Here is a 16374-nt window from a genome sequence, read left to right as displayed (position 1 = left end):
AAGGGCCCGAAACCCCCACCGGGGGCTCACGTGAAGGCCGCTCTGAAGGCCCGGAGACCAGCTATCTTCTGCACTACCCATCCTCTAGTCTTGCCCAAGAGCCATTTATCCACTATCTGTGCATAACCCTGTGGATGATGGCCATTTTTTCGATGGACATGGTGAGAGGTATTTGTGGGCCCGGACGAGATAAATGACGTAGGGAGTTCTTGGCGCAAGGTCATCCGCACCCTGGAACACGATGAACGGGTAACCCCGCGACAGCGCGGCTTCGTGGTGTTAGCCCAGGCGCAAGGGCTAATCGGGACCACCCTGTTAGTTGCTGTTCCCAATGAGCTGACGCGTGAGGTTCTGCAGACCCACCTTAAGGCTGCACTCGACGAGGCTCTCCGGGCAGTGTTTCGGGAAGACCTGCAATGTGCTTTCGTCATCGATCCCGAGCTGACCCCCGTCGAGGTGGAGGATTCCGAGCCGGCAATGGTGAGCGAACCTATTCGGGAAGAAACCAAGCCAGCACCCACCCTTCCAAGCAATTCCCACGAATTCGGGCGCCTCAATCCGAAGTACATCTTCGACACCTTCGTCATCGGTTCCTCGAACCGTTTCGCCCATGCTGCCGCGGTCGCCGTAGCCGAGGCACCAGCCAAGGCCTACAACCCACTGTTTATCTATGGGGATTCCGGGCTGGGAAAGACCCACCTGCTCCATGCAATTGGTCATTATGCCCGGCACCTATACACCGGCATTCGTGTCCGGTACGTGAATTCCGAAGAGTTCACCAACGATTTCATCAACTCCATCCGTGACGATGAAGGAACAAGTTTCAAGCAGACCTACCGCAACGTCGACATCCTGCTCATTGATGACATCCAGTTCCTGTCCGGAAAGGACCGTACACAGGAGGAGTTCTTCCATACCTTCAATGCGCTCCACAACCACAACAAGCAGGTGGTCATCACTTCCGACCTTCCACCCAAGCAACTCTCCGGGTTCGAGGACCGAATGCGATCACGGTTCGAGTGGGGCCTACTCACAGACATCCAGCCCCCCGAACTCGAAACCAGGATCGCCATCCTGAGGAAAAAGGCGATCAGTGAGGGGATGAGTGCCCCTGACGATGTCCTCGAGTACATCGCTTCCAAGATCTCCACCAATATCCGCGAACTCGAGGGCGCACTGATCCGGGTTACTGCCTTCGCCAGCCTGAACCGTCAACCAGTGGATGTCACCCTGGCCGAGGTGGTTTTGAAAGATCTAATCACCGACGACGGCGCCCAGGAAATTACTTCGGCAGTCATCATGGCGCAGACGGCTGACTACTTCCAGATCAGCATGGAGGAGCTGTGCAGTAAATCGAGAACACGCACACTCGTCACGGCACGGCAGATTGCCATGTATCTCTGCAGGGAACTGACCGATATGTCTCTTCCCAAGATCGGACAAGAGCTCGGCGGCCGCGACCACACCACCGTCATCCACGCCGACCGGAAGATTCGAGAGCTCATGGCAGAGCGTCGCGCCATCTTCAACCAGGTCACGGAACTCACCAACCGGATCAAACATCGCCGGAAAGACGCATAACTACAGCGCTGGTATTAACAGGTGTGGATAGAACTGTGGATAACCGGTCGAACAACCCGCTTAAAAATGAGGACAACTTCCTCAGAGCTGTGGATCCGCGGAAATTCAAGGAATTTGCCCACACCCCACACCAAGCGCCCGTAACTTATATGCACAGGTTCTCAACAGGCTCCCATCAACGCCTGGCCGCTCAGCGGAGGTTATCCACAGTTTCAACAGGGGTTACTACCACTACGAACCTTAAATCCAAGAGTTCTTCCAAATAACATTTTCCCTGCTGCTCCACGGTCCATGCCCCACGCCGAACCCCAAAAACAGGTCGCGGAGCGGTTCGCGCAGTCAGGCTAAGCTTTCTGTAACTAATGTTGTTCCTTGCCCTGCGGCAAATTCCTTCACACCCGCTGGCTCAGCAACTTCGCAATGACCACGAAAGAGAAAGGCGGCACCCTTCAGTGAAATTCAGAGTTGAACGGGATGTACTGGCTGAGGCCGTGACCTGGACAGCGCGCTCCCTGTCCCCTCGCCCGCCCGTTCCGGTACTTTCTGGACTGCTGATTAAGGCCTCTAACGGTTCACTCAGCCTTGCCAGCTTCGACTATGAGATCTCTGCTCGTCTTGAAATTCCTGCAGATATTGCCGAGGAGGGGACCATTCTGGTCTCAGGCCGTCTCCTGGCCGACATCTGCCGAAGCCTGCCTTCTGCACCGGTTGAAGTGGAAACCGAAGGCACCAAGGTCACGTTGACTTGCCGCAACAGCAGGTTCAATCTCGCGACAATGCCCGAAGGCGAGTATCCGGAATTGCCAACACCACCCGAGATCAGTGGCGTGGTCGACGGAGATGCTTTCGCACAAGCCGTCTCCCAGGTGATTATCGCTGCAAGCCGCGACGATACCCTTCCTACCCTGACCGGAGTAAGGATGGAGATCGAGGACGATCTCATCACCTTGCTGGCTACCGACCGGTACCGCCTCGCCCTCCGCGAAGTAACCTGGAAGCCCAGAAATCCGGGCATTTCCACCAGCGCACTTGTCAAAGCAAAAACACTCAACGAGGTGGCCAAGACTCTCGGCAGCTCAGGAGACCTCAGCATCGCGTTATCTAACGACCGGGAACTGATCGGCTTCGAAAGTGGTGGTCGGAGGACAACTTCGCTGCTTGTCGACGGCGATTATCCAAAGATCCGTGCTCTTTTTCCGGAGAACACCCCGATTCACGCGACGGTTGAAACGAGTGTGCTTGTCGAAGCGGTTCGCCGTGTTTCCTTGGTGGCCGAGCGGAATACCGCCGTTCGAATGGCCTTCAGCGCGGGTCAGGTAACCCTCGATGCTGGTACCGGCGAAGACGCGCAGGCCTCTGAAGCGATCGAGGCGACTCTGGACGGGGATGACATCACTGTGGCGTTCAACCCGCACTATCTGAGTGAGGGTCTTGGCGCTTTCAACAGCAAGTTCGTACGTTTTTCCTTTACCACGCCACCAAAACCGGTAGTTATTTCGGCCCAGGAAGATGCCACCGGTGAGGACCGTACTGACTACAGGTACCTGCTGATGCCCGTACGTATGGCTAACCAGTAAGCACCCTCGGGGGTCATTCCCCCGGATTCCCTCACCGCCCCAGGAAACGAAGCAGCAATGCACATTGGCCTCATCGGACTCGGCAAAATGGGTTTCAACATGCGCGAAAGGCTCCGCCGTAAGGGCCTGACCGTAACCGGGTACGACCGGAACCCGGAAGTAACCGACGTGGTGTCACTCGAGGCGTTGGTTTCCAGCCTCCCGGCGCCGCGTGTGGTCTGGGTGATGGTGCCGTCTGGTGCACCGACCCGCTCGGTCATTGCAGAACTTGGCAACCTCCTGGACGCCGGCGATCTGGTGATAGACGGTGGAAACTCACGATTTACGGAAGATCAGGCAAATGCTGGCGTGCTTGAGAACCGGGACGTCGCTTTCATTGATTGCGGAGTTTCCGGAGGAATCTGGGGTCTGGACAACGGCTATGGCCTGATGGTGGGGGGCTCACAGGCTGACGTCGAGCGGGTACTTCCCGTCTTTGATGCACTACGTCCCGATGGCCAGCGAGAAGAGAGTTTTGTCCATGTCGGAGACGTGGGGGCAGGGCACTACGCCAAGATGGTCCACAACGGTATCGAATACGGATTGATGCAGTCCTACGCTGAGGGGTATGAACTTCTGGCAGCCAAAGACATCATCAAGGACGTTCATGGTACTTTCCAGGCCTGGCAGCACGGCACCGTGGTTAGATCCTGGCTACTGGACCTCCTGGTGAAGTCGCTCGAGGAAGACCCGGCGCTAAGCAAAGTCGCCGGATACGTTGAGGATTCAGGCGAAGGCAGATGGACTGTTGAGGAAGCAATAGCAAGTGAGGTCCCGGTACCAGCAATCACGGCTGCCCTGTTCGCCCGGTTCTCTTCGCGCCAGGACGATGCACCAGCTATGAAAATGGTCGCGGCATTGCGTAATCAGTTCGGTGGGCACCCGGTTCGGGCACCCAGCGAATCCGCGTGAGTGGAGCATTGTGTACGTTCAGCACCTGTCCCTGACGGATTTTCGCAGCTATAGCCAGGTAGAGGTCCCCCTTGAAACCGGAACAACAGTTTTCGTGGGCCCAAACGGGGTGGGCAAGACCAACATCGTCGAAGCGATCGGTTACCTTGCTTCCCTCTCCTCCCACCGTGTCAGCACCGACAAGCCGCTGATCGCTTTCGACGCGGAGCGGGCCCTGATTCGCGGCAGGCTCGTCAGAGGAACCCAGACCACCAGTGTCGAGGTGGAAATCAATGCCGAGCGGGCCAACCGTGCCCGGATAAACCGGGCGAACCCAGTCAGGGCCAGCAACGCGGCCGGGATTCTGCGCACTGTGCTCTTTGCGCCGGAGGATTTGGCCCTGGTCAAGGGGGACCCTTCCAATCGCCGTCGTTTCCTGGATGACCTGATGGTGACGCTGCTTCCGCATCGGGCTGGCCTCGGCGCCGACTACGAGAGGGTTCTCAAACAGCGAAATGCGCTCCTCAAATCCGCGCGCACCACCGGTAGATTTACCACCTCCCATGAAACAACCCTCGATGTCTGGGATCAGCATCTCGCCGATACCGGTGCCAAATTGCTGCACGCCAGACTCGAGGTCCTCAGGCAGTTGCAGCCCCATCTGCAACATGCCTATCAGCAGCTCACCGATGGGTCCAAGGCGGCAATGGCGACTTATCGTTCGACCCTGGCGGGTCCAGCCGGTGAGGAACAACCCGCCGAGGACGACTCCCTCAACCGGATGAGCGTGAGTGAGCTGACAGTGAAATTTATCGCTGAACTCCTGGCCCACCGAAAGAAGGAACTGGACCGGGGTATCTCGCTGGTCGGCCCGCATCGCGATGACATCGAGCTGATCCTCGGCGGCACCATTGCAAAAGGCTATGCCTCCCACGGGGAGACCTGGTCGATGGCGTTGTCTTTACGGCTGGGATCCTATTACCTGCTGATCGAAGATGATCACACTCCCGGAGGGACACCTGTACTCATTCTCGACGACGTCTTTGCTGAACTGGATGCAAGCCGCAGGAAGAAACTTGCGACGATCGTTGGCGGGGCAGAACAAGTGTTGGTCACCGCAGCGGTGGGGGACGACATCCCGGATTCGCTGGCAGGACAGCAGTTCCGGGTAGTCCCGGGAGGGTTGGCCGATGATGGAAAAGACTAACCCAACTCCCGATAACCCAGCGGGCAACTCCCCGCCTCTGAGTACCCCGGTTTCAGATGCTCCAGCTGCCGGCGCCGCAACGGGCGTCCACGATCACACCAAGTCTCCACCCCTGGCCGAGGAATCCTCGTTCGATGCTCCGCAGTCCCTGCTGAATCGGGTGCGTGACGCGTCGAAAGGACGCGGAAATACCCGGGTGCCGGAGGGACGCCGTGATTCGGCGCCGCCCAAGCGCCGGCATACCGGGTCGGTAACCTACACGGGGCGCGATCCGGAGGGCCTGGGAAATGTCTTCAATAGATTGTTGAGTGAGCGGGGCTGGAAATCTCCGGTGGCGGTTGGCTCGGTGCTTGCCCGCTGGGATGAGCTGGTGGGACAGGAAATAGCGCTCCATTGCCGCCCCGAAAGCTTTGATGGAAATACCGTACTGGTTCGCTGCGACTCGACGGCCTGGGCAACCCAGCTACGGTTGATCAGCCCCATGTTGATTCAGCGGTTTGACGCGGAGCTGGGAAGCGGCGTCGTGACGCGCATCTCGGTGTTGGGTCCAGCCTCTCCCAATTGGCGAAAAGGTGGACGAACAGTCAAGGGACGGGGCCCCCGGGACACCTACGGGTAAGACCGGGCCAGAATGCCCAACACTCCCGCTCTTGCCAGTTCGATAAACGCCGTGTAGGGCCTTGAATTGCCCTCGGGAGGTATCCGGCCTTGGTAGGCGCCCTCCTGATGGCTCCTAACCGGCTTTATTCGCCAGTAGGAGCCTGTTTAGTGCGGTATTGTCGCGCCCGGCAAGGTAGAATGGGGGTAGTGGGCATTCCCAAGGGGATGCCTTCGAACTGTTGCCTGTCCATCAGGTTTAGACAGTGCAGCTATTCACTTACTTGATTCCTACCTTTGAGGAGCCGACAGCGCCTGTGGCTAATGACAACGAGCTGGACGCCAAGACCCAGGGCACTGAGCAGCATACTGCTGGCGCCCAAAATGGGACCACCGGATATGACGCAAGTGATATCAGCGTCCTGGAGGGCCTTGAGGCGGTCCGCAAACGCCCCGGCATGTATATCGGTTCCACCGGTCCCCGGGGCCTGCATCACCTGGTGAATGAGGTGGTGGATAACTCGGTCGATGAGGCGCTTGCCGGGTATTGCGACACGATCAAGGTGACACTCCTGGCGGATGGGGGCGTCCGGGTGATCGACAACGGCCGCGGTATCCCCGTGGATATGCACCCCACCGAGGGACGCCCCACGGTTGAGGTGGTCATGACCATCCTGCACGCCGGGGGCAAGTTCGGCGGCGGAGGCTACGCTGTTTCCGGCGGGCTGCACGGAGTCGGTATTTCAGTGGTTAACGCGCTCTCGGCGCGGGTGGAAACCGAAGTCAAGCGGCAGGGATACGTCTGGAACCAATCATTCGCCGACGGTGGTAAGCCTGTGGGTGAGCTCCGCCGCGGTGCTGAAACTACCGAAACCGGCACCACCCAGACCTTCTACCCTGATGCCACGATCTTCGAAACGGTGGAATTCGATTTCGAGACCCTCCGGGCACGGTTTCAGCAGATGGCATTCCTCAATAAGGGACTGCGGATTGTCCTGGTGGATGAGCGCGTCATTGAGGTGGAAACCGAGGAAATTGCAGAGTCTTCCGAGGACGGTGGCGTCAGCGAGGACGCCCCGAAGCACCGCCAGGTTGACTACATGTATGAGAACGGCTTGCTTGACTACGTCAATCACCTGAACTCCTCAAAGCGCGTCGACGTCATTCACGAAGACGTCATCGGATTCGAGACAGAGGACACCGATCGCAAGATAGCTGTCGAGGTAGCGATGCAGTGGACCAGCGCCTACTCAGAAAGCGTTCACACCTACGCCAATACGATCAACACACACGAAGGCGGCACCCACGAAGAGGGTTTTCGCGCGGCCATGACCTCGTTGATCAACCGCTATGCGCGTGACAAGAACATCATCAAGGAAAAAGACGAGAACCTTACCGGGGACGACATCCGTGAGGGTCTGACAGCCGTCATTTCTGTCAAGCTTTCCGAACCGCAGTTTGAGGGCCAGACAAAGACCAAGCTGGGCAACTCCGAGGCGAAGGGCTTTGTTCAGCGGGTTGTCACCGATCAGCTCGGTGACTGGCTGGAACGAAATCCCGGCCCGGCCAGGGACGTGATCCGGAAGTCAATTCAGGCAGCACAGGCTCGGCTTGCCGCGCGCAAGGCTAGAGAGTCCACCCGCCGCAAGGGGCTCCTGGAATCCGGGGGCATGCCCGGCAAGTTGAAGGATTGCCAGTCAAAGGACCCCTCAAAGTCGGAGATCTACATCGTGGAGGGAGACTCCGCGGGCGGCTCGGCTGTGCGGGGCCGGAATCCTGTTACCCAGGCGATCCTCCCGCTGCGAGGGAAGATCCTGAACGTAGAGCGGGCGAGGCTTGATCGCGCGCTGGGTAACAGCGAGGTCCAGGCGATGATTACGGCCTTTGGTGCCGGCATTGGTGAGGACTTCGACGTCGCGAAAGCCAGGTATCACAAGATTGTGCTGATGGCCGACGCCGACGTCGATGGTCAGCACATCACCACGCTGCTCCTGACGCTCCTCTTCCGCTACATGCGCCCGCTGATCGAGAACGGCTACGTCTATCTGGCACAGCCGCCGCTTTATCGGATCAAGTGGTCCAACGCCACCCACTCCTACGTCTTCAGCGACCGTGAGCGGGATGAAGTGATCAAGATGGGGCTGGCAAACAACCAGCGGCTGCCTAAGGAAAACGGCGTCCAGCGCTACAAGGGCCTCGGTGAGATGAATTACACCGAGTTGTGGGAGACCACCATGGACCCGGACAACCGCACGTTGCTTCAGGTAACCGTTGATGATGCTGCGGCCGCTGATCAGATCTTCTCGGTTCTGATGGGTGAAGATGTGGAATCACGGCGAAACTTCATTCAGCAGAATGCGAAGGACGTTAGGTTCCTCGATATTTAGGGGGAATGGGGCGACGGTCGAGCGTCGTCATCATCTCCAACGGTCTTGATACTTAGAAAACTGAACGGAACTAACGTATGAGCGACGAAGAAACACCCGACCTTCCCCTCGAAGGGCGGGTCCTCGCCGATCGGGTTGAGCAAGTCGACCTGCAGACGGAAATGCAGCGGTCCTACCTGGATTACGCGATGGCAGTGATTGTCGGCCGTGCCCTTCCGGATGTGCGGGACGGGCTTAAGCCCGTTCACCGCAGGGTTCTTTACGCAATGTTCGATGGCGGCTACCGTCCGGACCGGTCCTTCAACAAGTGTGCCCGCGTGGTGGGTGAGGTCATGGGGCAGTATCACCCCCATGGCGACACAGCGATTTATGATGCCCTGGTGCGCCTGATCCAGGACTGGACCATGCGCTATCCCCTTGCCCTGGGGCAGGGAAACTTCGGCTCGCCCGGCAACGATGGCGCGGCTGCTCCCCGGTATACCGAAACCAAAATGGCCCCGCTGGCCATGGAAATGGTGCGGGATATCGACGAGGAAACAGTCGATTTTCAAGACAACTACGACGGGAAAAACCAGGAACCAACCATCCTCCCAGCCCGGTTCCCCAACCTGCTGGTCAATGGGTCATCCGGTATCGCCGTCGGTATGGCCACGAACATCCCGCCGCACAACCTGCGGGAGGTTGCCTCAGGTGTCCAGTGGTACCTCGAGAATCCCGACGCGACCAAGGAGGAGCTCCTCGAGGAGCTCCTGGTTCGGATCAAGGGACCGGACTTCCCCACCGGTGCGCAGATCCTGGGCCACAAGGGCATCGAGGACGCCTACCGGACCGGCCGTGGATCGATCACCATGCGGGCAGTGGTGAACGTTGAGGAGATTCAGGGCCGCACCTGCCTGGTGGTCACCGAACTGCCGTACCAGGCGAATCCCGACAACCTGGCCATCAAGATCGCCGACCTCGTCAAGGACGGCAAAATCAGCGGTATCGCCGACCTGCGTGATGAAACCTCGGGTCGCACCGGCCAGCGCCTGGTCGTTGTGCTCAAGCGCGACGCCGTCGCGAAGGTAGTCCTCAACAACCTCTACAAGCACACTCAGCTGCAGGACAACTTCAGTGCCAACATGCTGGCCATCGTTGACGATGTTCCCCGCACCCTGAGCCTGGACGCCTTCATCCGTCACTGGGTCACTCACCAACTCGAAGTGATCGTCCGCCGGACCCAGTATCGGTTGCGGAAAGCCGAAGAGGCCGCCCACATTCTGCGCGGCCTGCTGAAAGCACTCGACGCGCTCGATGATGTTATCGCCCTGATCAGAAGGTCATCGACTGTCGAGGATGCCCGGAACGGGTTGATCACGCTGCTGGAAATCGATGAAATTCAGGCTCAGGCCATCCTGGATATGCAGCTTCGCCGGCTTGCCGCCCTGGAACGACAGAAGATCCAGGATCAGCACGCCAAGCTCGAAGCGGAAATCACCGAGTACCAGAAGATCCTCGCCTCCAAAGAGCTGCAACGGGACATTGTGTCCACCGAGCTCCAGGAAATCGTCGACAAGCATGGTGATGACCGGCGCACGGAGATTCTCCTGGGCTACGACTCGGACATGAGCATGGAAGACCTGATCCCCGAAGAGGAAATGGTTGTCACCATCACCCGGGGAGGCTACGTCAAGCGGACCCGCAGCGACAATTATCGTCAGCAGGCCCGCGGCGGCAAGGGAATCAAGGGTGCCCAACTCCGTGGCGACGACGTGGTCGAGCACTTCTTCGTCACCACCACCCACCACTGGTTGCTCTTCTTCACGAACCTGGGACGGGTGTACCGGGCCAAGGCCTACGAACTGGTCGAGGCTGGGAGGGATGCGAAGGGTCAGCACGTCGCGAACCTTCTGGCGTTCCAGCCGGACGAGACGATCGCCCAGGTACTGGATCTGCGCGACTACCAGCAGTCCCCCTACCTGGTGCTGGCCACCAAGCGGGGCCTCGCCAAGAAGACCCGGTTGGAAGATTATGACACCAACCGCACGGCCGGGGTGATTGCCATCAACCTGCGCGACGGCGATGAACTGGTCTCCGCTCAGCTGGTCTCCGAAAGCGATGACATGATGCTGGTGTCTCGGAAGGGGCAGTCGCTCCGATTCACCGCTACCAACGAGGCACTACGACCCATGGGTCGGGCCACCTCGGGTGTCACCGGCATGAAGTTCCGCGAAGAGGACGAGCTGCTGGCCGCCAACGTGGTCACCGATGAGTCCTTCGTGTTCATCGTCACCGAGGGCGGCTTCGCAAAGCGGACCAAGGTCGAGGAGTACCGTGTGCAGGGTCGGGGTGGTCTCGGGATCAAGGTGGCCAAGCTGGCCGAGGAGCGCGGCGACCTGGTGGGAGCGCTCATTGTCCAGGAGGAGGATGAGGTACTCGTAGTCATGGGGGGAGGCAAGGTGGTCCGTTCAGCGGTCACCGGCGTCCCGGCCAAGGGGAGGGACACGATGGGTGTCATCTTTGCAAAGCCCGACAAGAAGGACCGGATCATCGCCGTCGCGCGGAACAGCGAACGGGGGCTGGCCATCGAGGAAGGCACCGTGGAACTAGTGAATGAAGGGGCCGAATCCGGTGGGCCCGCAATCGATGAAGTACCGTTGACGTCAGAGGAAGCGGCTGAGCCAGACGCACAGTCGCCGGATAATGGAGGTACCGAGTGAGTTCGCCTAACTCAAACCCGCGGGCAACCGGAAGCGGATCGGTCAAACAGACCGGCACCGGCCCCCGGGTGAACGCTCCCGCACGCCCCACCCAGAAGCCGTCGAATTCCGCGCCGGGCAACCGGCCGACCGGGAACCGTCCGGGTCTGGTCAAACCGGCGCCCAAGGCCAAGGCACGCAAGGCGAGGCTCCTGGTCAGCAAGGTGGACCCCTGGTCTGTCCTGAAGATGTCCTTCCTCCTGTCGGTGGCCTTGGGGATCGTGACAGTGGTTGCCGCGATTGTCATTTGGACGGTACTGGACCTCACCGGAATTTTTGACGGCGTGAATGACCTGCTACGCGAAATCGCGGGAACCGAGAGCGGAGGGTTTGACCTTCGCCAGTTCGCCTCACTTGGACAGGTAGTGTCCTTCGCGACCATCATTGCGGTGGTGAACGTGGTTTTGTTGACCGCTCTGGCGATGCTTTCAGCCGTCCTGTACGACATTTCCTCCACCCTGGTGGGTGGAATTGGCGTCACCCTCACCGACGACTAACCAGGCATATCCGAACCGGTTTCGGGTCGATTTGATGATTGCGGAGATACTCCTGTAAAGTCGTATTTCGGCCCGAACAGGCTTCGGGGCGTATAGCTCAGGCGGTTAGAGCGCTTCGCTGATAACGAAGAGGTCCCAGGTTCAAGTCCTGGTACGCCCACGGACCTACCACCCGCAGGTCACTGCGACAGAAGGAACACTGTGAAAAAGTTGTTGGTAGTTGCAGCAGCTCTGGTCAGTGCTTTCGCCTATAAAAGGTGGCAGGAATCCGAGAGGGAAAAGGCAGTATGGAGCAAGGCAACCGACACGGTTGACTAGGCTATACTGATGAGGTTGCCGTAACGGCAATCGTTCGGGGGCATGGCGCAATTGGTAGCGCACCTGCTTTGCAAGCAGGGGGTTCGGGGTTCGAGTCCCCGTGCCTCCACCGAAGGGGAAAGGTCCTGGTCTGCTGACCGGGGCCTTTTCCTTTTAACATATGCTTCTTAGGTGCTCTAGGGTTACTGGGTGATCATCTTCCTGTCGGTCCTGGGTGTCCTTGGCGTGGCTGCGTCAGGTCCCATTATGGCGGCGACAGTGGCGCCAGCTCTGGCCATCGCCTTCTGGCGGAACGCGATAGGCGCGATTGTGATGGGCGGCCCAGCGCTGCTCTCAAAACGTCACGAGTTCAGGGCCCTCCGCCGAACCGATTTCGTTCGTCTGTCCGTGGCGGCAACCGCTCTGGCCCTTCACTTTGCCTGTTTCATCACGGCCTTGAAGCTCACCTCGGTGGCCGCTGCAACGGCGCTGGTGTGTCTGCAGGTGGCCTGGATTGCCCTGTTCAACGCGATCCAGGGGTCGCGCCCCACAACCAAGGTGATGGTAGGGCTCGGTGTCGCGCTGGCCGGCGTCGTCGTGATTACGGGTTTTGACCTCACCCTGTCCCAGGACGCGATAATCGGGGACCTTCTGGCTCTGGCCGGAGGAGCCCTGGCCGGTATCTACCAGATGGCCGGGGCGGGCGCGCGGAGGACCATGTCGACCGGAACGTACACCACCCTGTGCTACGGAGGGTGCGCAGTGATCCTGCTGGCGCTATGCCTGATCTTCAGGCAACCCCTCACAGGATTCTCCCCGGCGGCGTGGGCCGGAATTCTCGCCGTCACCCTGGTGGCACAGCTCATGGGGCACACGGTCTTCAACCACCTGCTTGCGGTGATGAGCCCCCTGACGGTCTCGATGATCATCCTGCTGGAGATTCCCGGGGCGGCCCTGCTCGCCGCGGTCTTCCTGGGGGAACAGTTGCCAGCAGGGACCTACGGGGGGCTGCTTCTGATCCTTGTCGGCCTGGCAATCGTGGTTCGGGGCCAGACCAACCGCAACGCCCGCGTGACCGCAGAGGTGCCGCCACCGGCAATGGGCGGATCTTAGGGGCTCTCCGCCGACCCGCTGGCGAGGACCTGTGGAGTGCCGCCGCGTTTCGCGGCCTGAGGACTGCGCGCCGAGTGCACGGCCCGAATCATTTTTGCCGGGTAGTAGATGGACATGAAGATCAGAGGTGGGATCTTCAGGATCCGTTTGTTGATCTGGTGAGCCTTGTAGGTGCGATCAAAGCGGGTGACGTAGTAGCGGTAGTCCTTGGGCGAGTCCTCAAGCCGTCGTGCTGACATGCCGCTGATCATTGTGGGTAGGTATCTGATCATCAAATCGTGCTCGGCGAGGTGGAGAGACAGATCGATATCTTCGTGCATCTCGTCGGCCTGGTCGCGGCAGGTTGAGTCGCGGATCTGTTCCCAGGCCGTGCGCCGAATGGCCATGTTTGATCCGAACAAAAAGTGGTACTGATTGCGCGCCAGTTTCAGGACCAGTTGGCGGAGTCTATCGTCAGCCTTCAGTCCCCAGCGACGCATTGGCATATCGTAATAGACCACGGGGCCGGTGGCTGCGGCCACGCCGGAGTCCAGGAAACCGGCAAGAACCTGTTCCACCCAGTCGGGTTCAGGTACCGAGTCCGCGTCAAGGCGACCGATGATGGTTCCCGCAGCATTGTCGAACCCAAAATTGCGGGTGGGAATCAGACCCTGCTCTGACGAATACTCAAGAAGTTTGATGCGGCTTTCCGGGTATTCCAGTTGCATCTGGCGGACGATACCGTTGGTGCCGTCGGTGGAGCGGTTATCGACCACCAGGATCTCATCAGCAGGTACGGATTGGTAGATCGCCGCAATCAGGCACTGCCTGATCACGCTTTCCTCGTTGTAGGCCGGAATGACTATCGAGACGGCGTTCTGGGGAGGGGACACGGCGGTAAATCTACCACTCGTGAGATTGTCCGGGGCGGAGGAGACAAAAAAGGGAAGGGCGGCTCCTGTGGAGACGCCCTTCCCTCGGGTGTTATACCAATGGACTACTTGGTGGCGTCCTTTGCGTCTTCAGCCGCGTCCCGGATCTTCCCGGTGGTGGACGTCCCCGCCGACTTGGCTGCGTCGGTGGTGCCATCCACAGTCTCTCCTGCCTTGGCGGCTGCGCGATCGGCGGCTTCCTTGATGTCTGATACAACATCCTTGGCCTCCTTGGCACGCTCTGCTTCGCCGGTGGGCTTGGTGTCAACCTTGACGGGAGTCTTCCAAGGGTCCTCGACTGGCTTGGATGCACGCCAGATTGCTACGCCGGCAGTGACGGCCGCGGCAATGATGCCGAAGATCAACCAACCCTTGCTGCCACTCTTCTGACGCTTCTTCAGGTCGCGGGACGCCTTCATCGCTGCCGCTGCGGCAGCTTTCTGGGCCTTCTTGACAGCCTTTTTGTCGCCGGTCACCCGGGTGACCGCACGATTTACTGGGTCCGGGATGGTTGCACCGGACAGTGAGCGGGAGACGGAATCCGCCGCGTCACCCAGTTTGTGGGACAGGGTCGGCAGGTAATCGCCAACAACCTTGTCCCGAGCATTGTTGATGGCTGGAGCCGCCCGGTCCAGAGTCTTCTGGATGTGCGGCGTGGTGCTGTCGACCACGTGCGAGATGCGTGGGGCAACCTTGTCCAGTCCGTCCTGGATACGGGGGGTGACGGTCGAGATGCCATCGGAAATTCCGTGAGCGGCCCGCTGCACTCCATGCTGGATTGCAGGCGACGCCGATCCGTAGCCTTTTTCGATACGCGGCGCCACCCAGTTGTAGGCTGCGTCCACTCGTGGTGCTGCCCAGTCCCGTGCGGCTTCGGCACTCGTTGCGACGGTCTTTTCGATGTCGCGTGTCATACGTTTGTTCTTCTTCACATCTGCCTCCCGGGGATAGTGACTGTTGACTGTCAGCCTACGTGTTATCGCTATGCCGTGCTATTCGCTGCCCGGTTTCCTGCTCATTTTTCACTGTGCGCGGAACACTTCATTCTCAGCTCATTACCAGGGGGTGCATGAAAGAATGTGGATATGACAGCTATTGCAACAGCACAGGCAACTATCCATACCAACATCGGCGATATCAAGGTAAACCTTTTTGGGAATCACGCGCCGAAGACCGTGCAGAACTTCACTGGTCTCGCCACGGGAGACAAATCCTGGACTCATCCCAAAACCGGGGAGGAATCTACCAAGCCGATGTACGACGGCACCATTTTCCACCGTGTCATCAAGGACTTCATGATCCAGGGCGGCGACCCTCTGGGACAGGGAATCGGCGGACCGGGCTACCAGTTCGACGATGAAATCAACCCCGACCTCGACTTCACGGCACCGTACAAGCTGGCCATGGCCAACGCGGGGATCCAGGGTGGCCGTGGCACCAACGGATCGCAGTTCTTCATCACCTCGGTGCCCACCACGTGGCTGCAGGGCAAGCACACCATCTTCGGCGACGTCACCGATGAAGCCTCCCGGGCTCTCGTTGAGCAGCTCAATGCGATCCCTACCGACTCCAGGGACAAGCCACTCGAGGATGTTGTGATCAATTCGATCACGGTAGAGCAGCTCTAAAGCCCACATGACATACGGAATCCCGGCGGATCAGCCGCAACAGGAAGTCCCCGTGTGCCCCCGACACGCAGACCGCGTCAGCTACGTCCGCTGCCAGCGGTGTGGCAGGCCAACGTGTCCGGAGTGCCAGCGGCCGGCGGCCGTCGGGATTCAGTGTGTAGATTGCGTGAAGGAAAGCGCACGCAACGCCCCCACCCCACTTACCATCTTCGGAGGGGTGGCCCGGCAGGGAAAACCGATCCTCACCTTCTCGATCATCGGCGTCTGCGCAGTGTTGTTCCTGTTGCAGAATCTCATTCCCGGTTTGACCGGGGCGCTGGCGTACGCGCCTGCCTATACCTCTGAGTTCATTCCCCCTGAACCCTGGCGGATGCTGACGGCCGCATTCCTCCACTCCACAGGATTCCTCCTCCACATTGCCTTCAACATGTACGCGCTGTGGATTATGGGTCAAGCCCTTGAGCCCCTGCTGGGACGCGCCCGGTTCCTGGTGCTGTATCTCCTGGCAGCCTTCGGCGGCTCAGTCGCCGTCCTGCTGCTATCGAACCCCCTCCAGTCGGTGGTGGGAGCCTCCGGAGCAGTGTTTGGCCTGTTCGGCGCAATGTTGGTGGTACAGCGCCGGAGGGGCGGTGATGTGCGCCAGCTGGTGGTCCTGATTGCCATCAACGGCGTTCTGGGCTTCGTGGTACCGGGTATCTCCTGGCAGGCCCACCTCGGGGGGCTCCTGACCGGTGCTGCCGCCGCGGCGATCATCGCCTACGCCCCCAAGGGGAGCAACCGTGCCCTGATCCACTGGGGCGGTCTGGCAGGTCTGGCCCTCATCTTGGTGGCCCTGACGTTGCTCGGCGCCACCCTGGTTCAACTTCCCCTCCGCTGAACGTTGTCCACAGGGTTTATCAACAGCGGGGATA

Annotated in this window: 14 protein-coding genes and 2 tRNA genes; 14 read left to right on the top strand and 2 right to left on the bottom strand. The window is 59.6% G+C overall.

The window, feature by feature from the left end:
* The first annotated feature begins 174 nt into the window (after positions 1-174).
* The 12 genes from dnaA (at position 175) to H4V95_RS00080 (ending at position 12924) form a co-directional block, all read left to right on the top strand.
* Positions 175-1581 carry a chromosomal replication initiator protein DnaA gene (dnaA, locus tag H4V95_RS00135; protein ID WP_196867358.1) on the top strand — a complete coding sequence of 469 codons (1407 nt, stop codon included), beginning with the start codon at positions 175-177 and terminating at the stop codon, positions 1579-1581.
* 452 nt (positions 1582-2033) lie between these two features.
* Complete coding sequence (gene dnaN / locus H4V95_RS00130) at positions 2034-3158, top strand: DNA polymerase III subunit beta (protein ID WP_209728052.1); 1125 nt, start codon at positions 2034-2036, stop codon at positions 3156-3158.
* 57 nt (positions 3159-3215) lie between these two features.
* Positions 3216-4109, top strand: a complete 894-nt coding sequence (gene gnd / locus H4V95_RS00125; RefSeq protein ID WP_196867356.1) for a phosphogluconate dehydrogenase (NAD(+)-dependent, decarboxylating) — start codon at positions 3216-3218, stop codon at positions 4107-4109.
* Positions 4110-4119: 10 nt separating this feature from the next.
* On the top strand, positions 4120-5295 hold the full coding sequence (recF, locus tag H4V95_RS00120) for a DNA replication/repair protein RecF (RefSeq protein ID WP_196867355.1): 1176 nt from the start codon (positions 4120-4122) through the stop codon (positions 5293-5295).
* The gene (locus H4V95_RS00115) at positions 5279-5914 is read left to right on the top strand and encodes a DUF721 domain-containing protein (protein WP_245345505.1); all 636 of its coding nucleotides are present in this window, start codon (positions 5279-5281) and stop codon (positions 5912-5914) included. Before recF ends, H4V95_RS00115 begins: the two co-directional genes overlap by 17 nt.
* 295 nt (positions 5915-6209) lie before the next feature.
* Positions 6210-8279 carry a DNA topoisomerase (ATP-hydrolyzing) subunit B gene (gyrB, locus tag H4V95_RS00110; protein WP_209728051.1) on the top strand — a complete coding sequence of 690 codons (2070 nt, stop codon included), beginning with the start codon at positions 6210-6212 and terminating at the stop codon, positions 8277-8279.
* A 77-nt stretch (positions 8280-8356) separates the two neighbouring features.
* Entirely contained in the window at positions 8357-10978 is a 2622-nt protein-coding gene (gene gyrA, locus H4V95_RS00105; protein WP_209728050.1) for a DNA gyrase subunit A, read from the top strand.
* Positions 10975-11514 (top strand): DUF3566 domain-containing protein, encoded by a 540-nt coding sequence (locus H4V95_RS00100; protein WP_209728049.1) that lies wholly within the window; start codon positions 10975-10977, stop codon positions 11512-11514. Before gyrA ends, H4V95_RS00100 begins: the two co-directional genes overlap by 4 nt.
* Positions 11515-11600: 86 nt before the next feature.
* Positions 11601-11674 (top strand) — tRNA-Ile (locus H4V95_RS00095).
* 41 nt (positions 11675-11715) lie between these two features.
* Positions 11716-11832, top strand: coding sequence for a DLW-39 family protein (locus H4V95_RS00090; RefSeq protein ID WP_209728048.1), 117 nt, complete (start codon positions 11716-11718; stop codon positions 11830-11832).
* Between the two features lie 36 nt (positions 11833-11868).
* Positions 11869-11941 (top strand) — tRNA-Ala (locus H4V95_RS00085).
* Positions 11942-12021: 80 nt separating this feature from the next.
* Complete coding sequence (locus H4V95_RS00080) at positions 12022-12924, top strand: DMT family transporter (RefSeq protein WP_196867351.1); 903 nt, start codon at positions 12022-12024, stop codon at positions 12922-12924.
* Here the strand turns inward: H4V95_RS00080 and H4V95_RS00075 are convergent.
* Together H4V95_RS00075 and H4V95_RS00070 are read right to left on the bottom strand one after the other, a co-directional pair.
* Positions 12921-13796 carry a glycosyltransferase family 2 protein gene (locus tag H4V95_RS00075; protein WP_196867350.1) on the bottom strand — a complete coding sequence of 292 codons (876 nt, stop codon included), beginning with the start codon at positions 13794-13796 and terminating at the stop codon, positions 12921-12923. The two genes, H4V95_RS00080 and H4V95_RS00075, sit on opposite strands and share 4 nt — an antisense overlap.
* A 104-nt stretch (positions 13797-13900) precedes the next feature.
* Entirely contained in the window at positions 13901-14749 is an 849-nt protein-coding gene (locus H4V95_RS00070; protein WP_196867349.1) for a hypothetical protein, read from the bottom strand.
* 171 nt (positions 14750-14920) lie between these two features.
* On the opposite strand from H4V95_RS00070, the gene H4V95_RS00065 reads away from it, so the two are divergent.
* Together H4V95_RS00065 and H4V95_RS00060 are read left to right on the top strand one after the other, a co-directional pair.
* A complete protein-coding gene (locus tag H4V95_RS00065; RefSeq protein WP_196867348.1) occupies positions 14921-15463 on the top strand; it encodes a peptidylprolyl isomerase in 543 nt (180 codons plus the stop codon).
* A gap of 7 nt (positions 15464-15470) precedes the next feature.
* On the top strand, positions 15471-16340 hold the full coding sequence (locus H4V95_RS00060; RefSeq protein WP_209728047.1) for a rhomboid family intramembrane serine protease: 870 nt from the start codon (positions 15471-15473) through the stop codon (positions 16338-16340).
* Positions 16341-16374: the final 34 nt, after the last annotated feature.

Origin of the sequence: Arthrobacter sp. CAN_C5 (genome assembly GCF_017875735.1) — a bacterium.
Lineage (GTDB): Bacteria > Actinomycetota > Actinomycetes > Actinomycetales > Micrococcaceae > Arthrobacter_D.
Note: the sequence above shows the minus strand (reverse complement) of the source record. Positions and strands in the feature narration are given on the sequence as shown.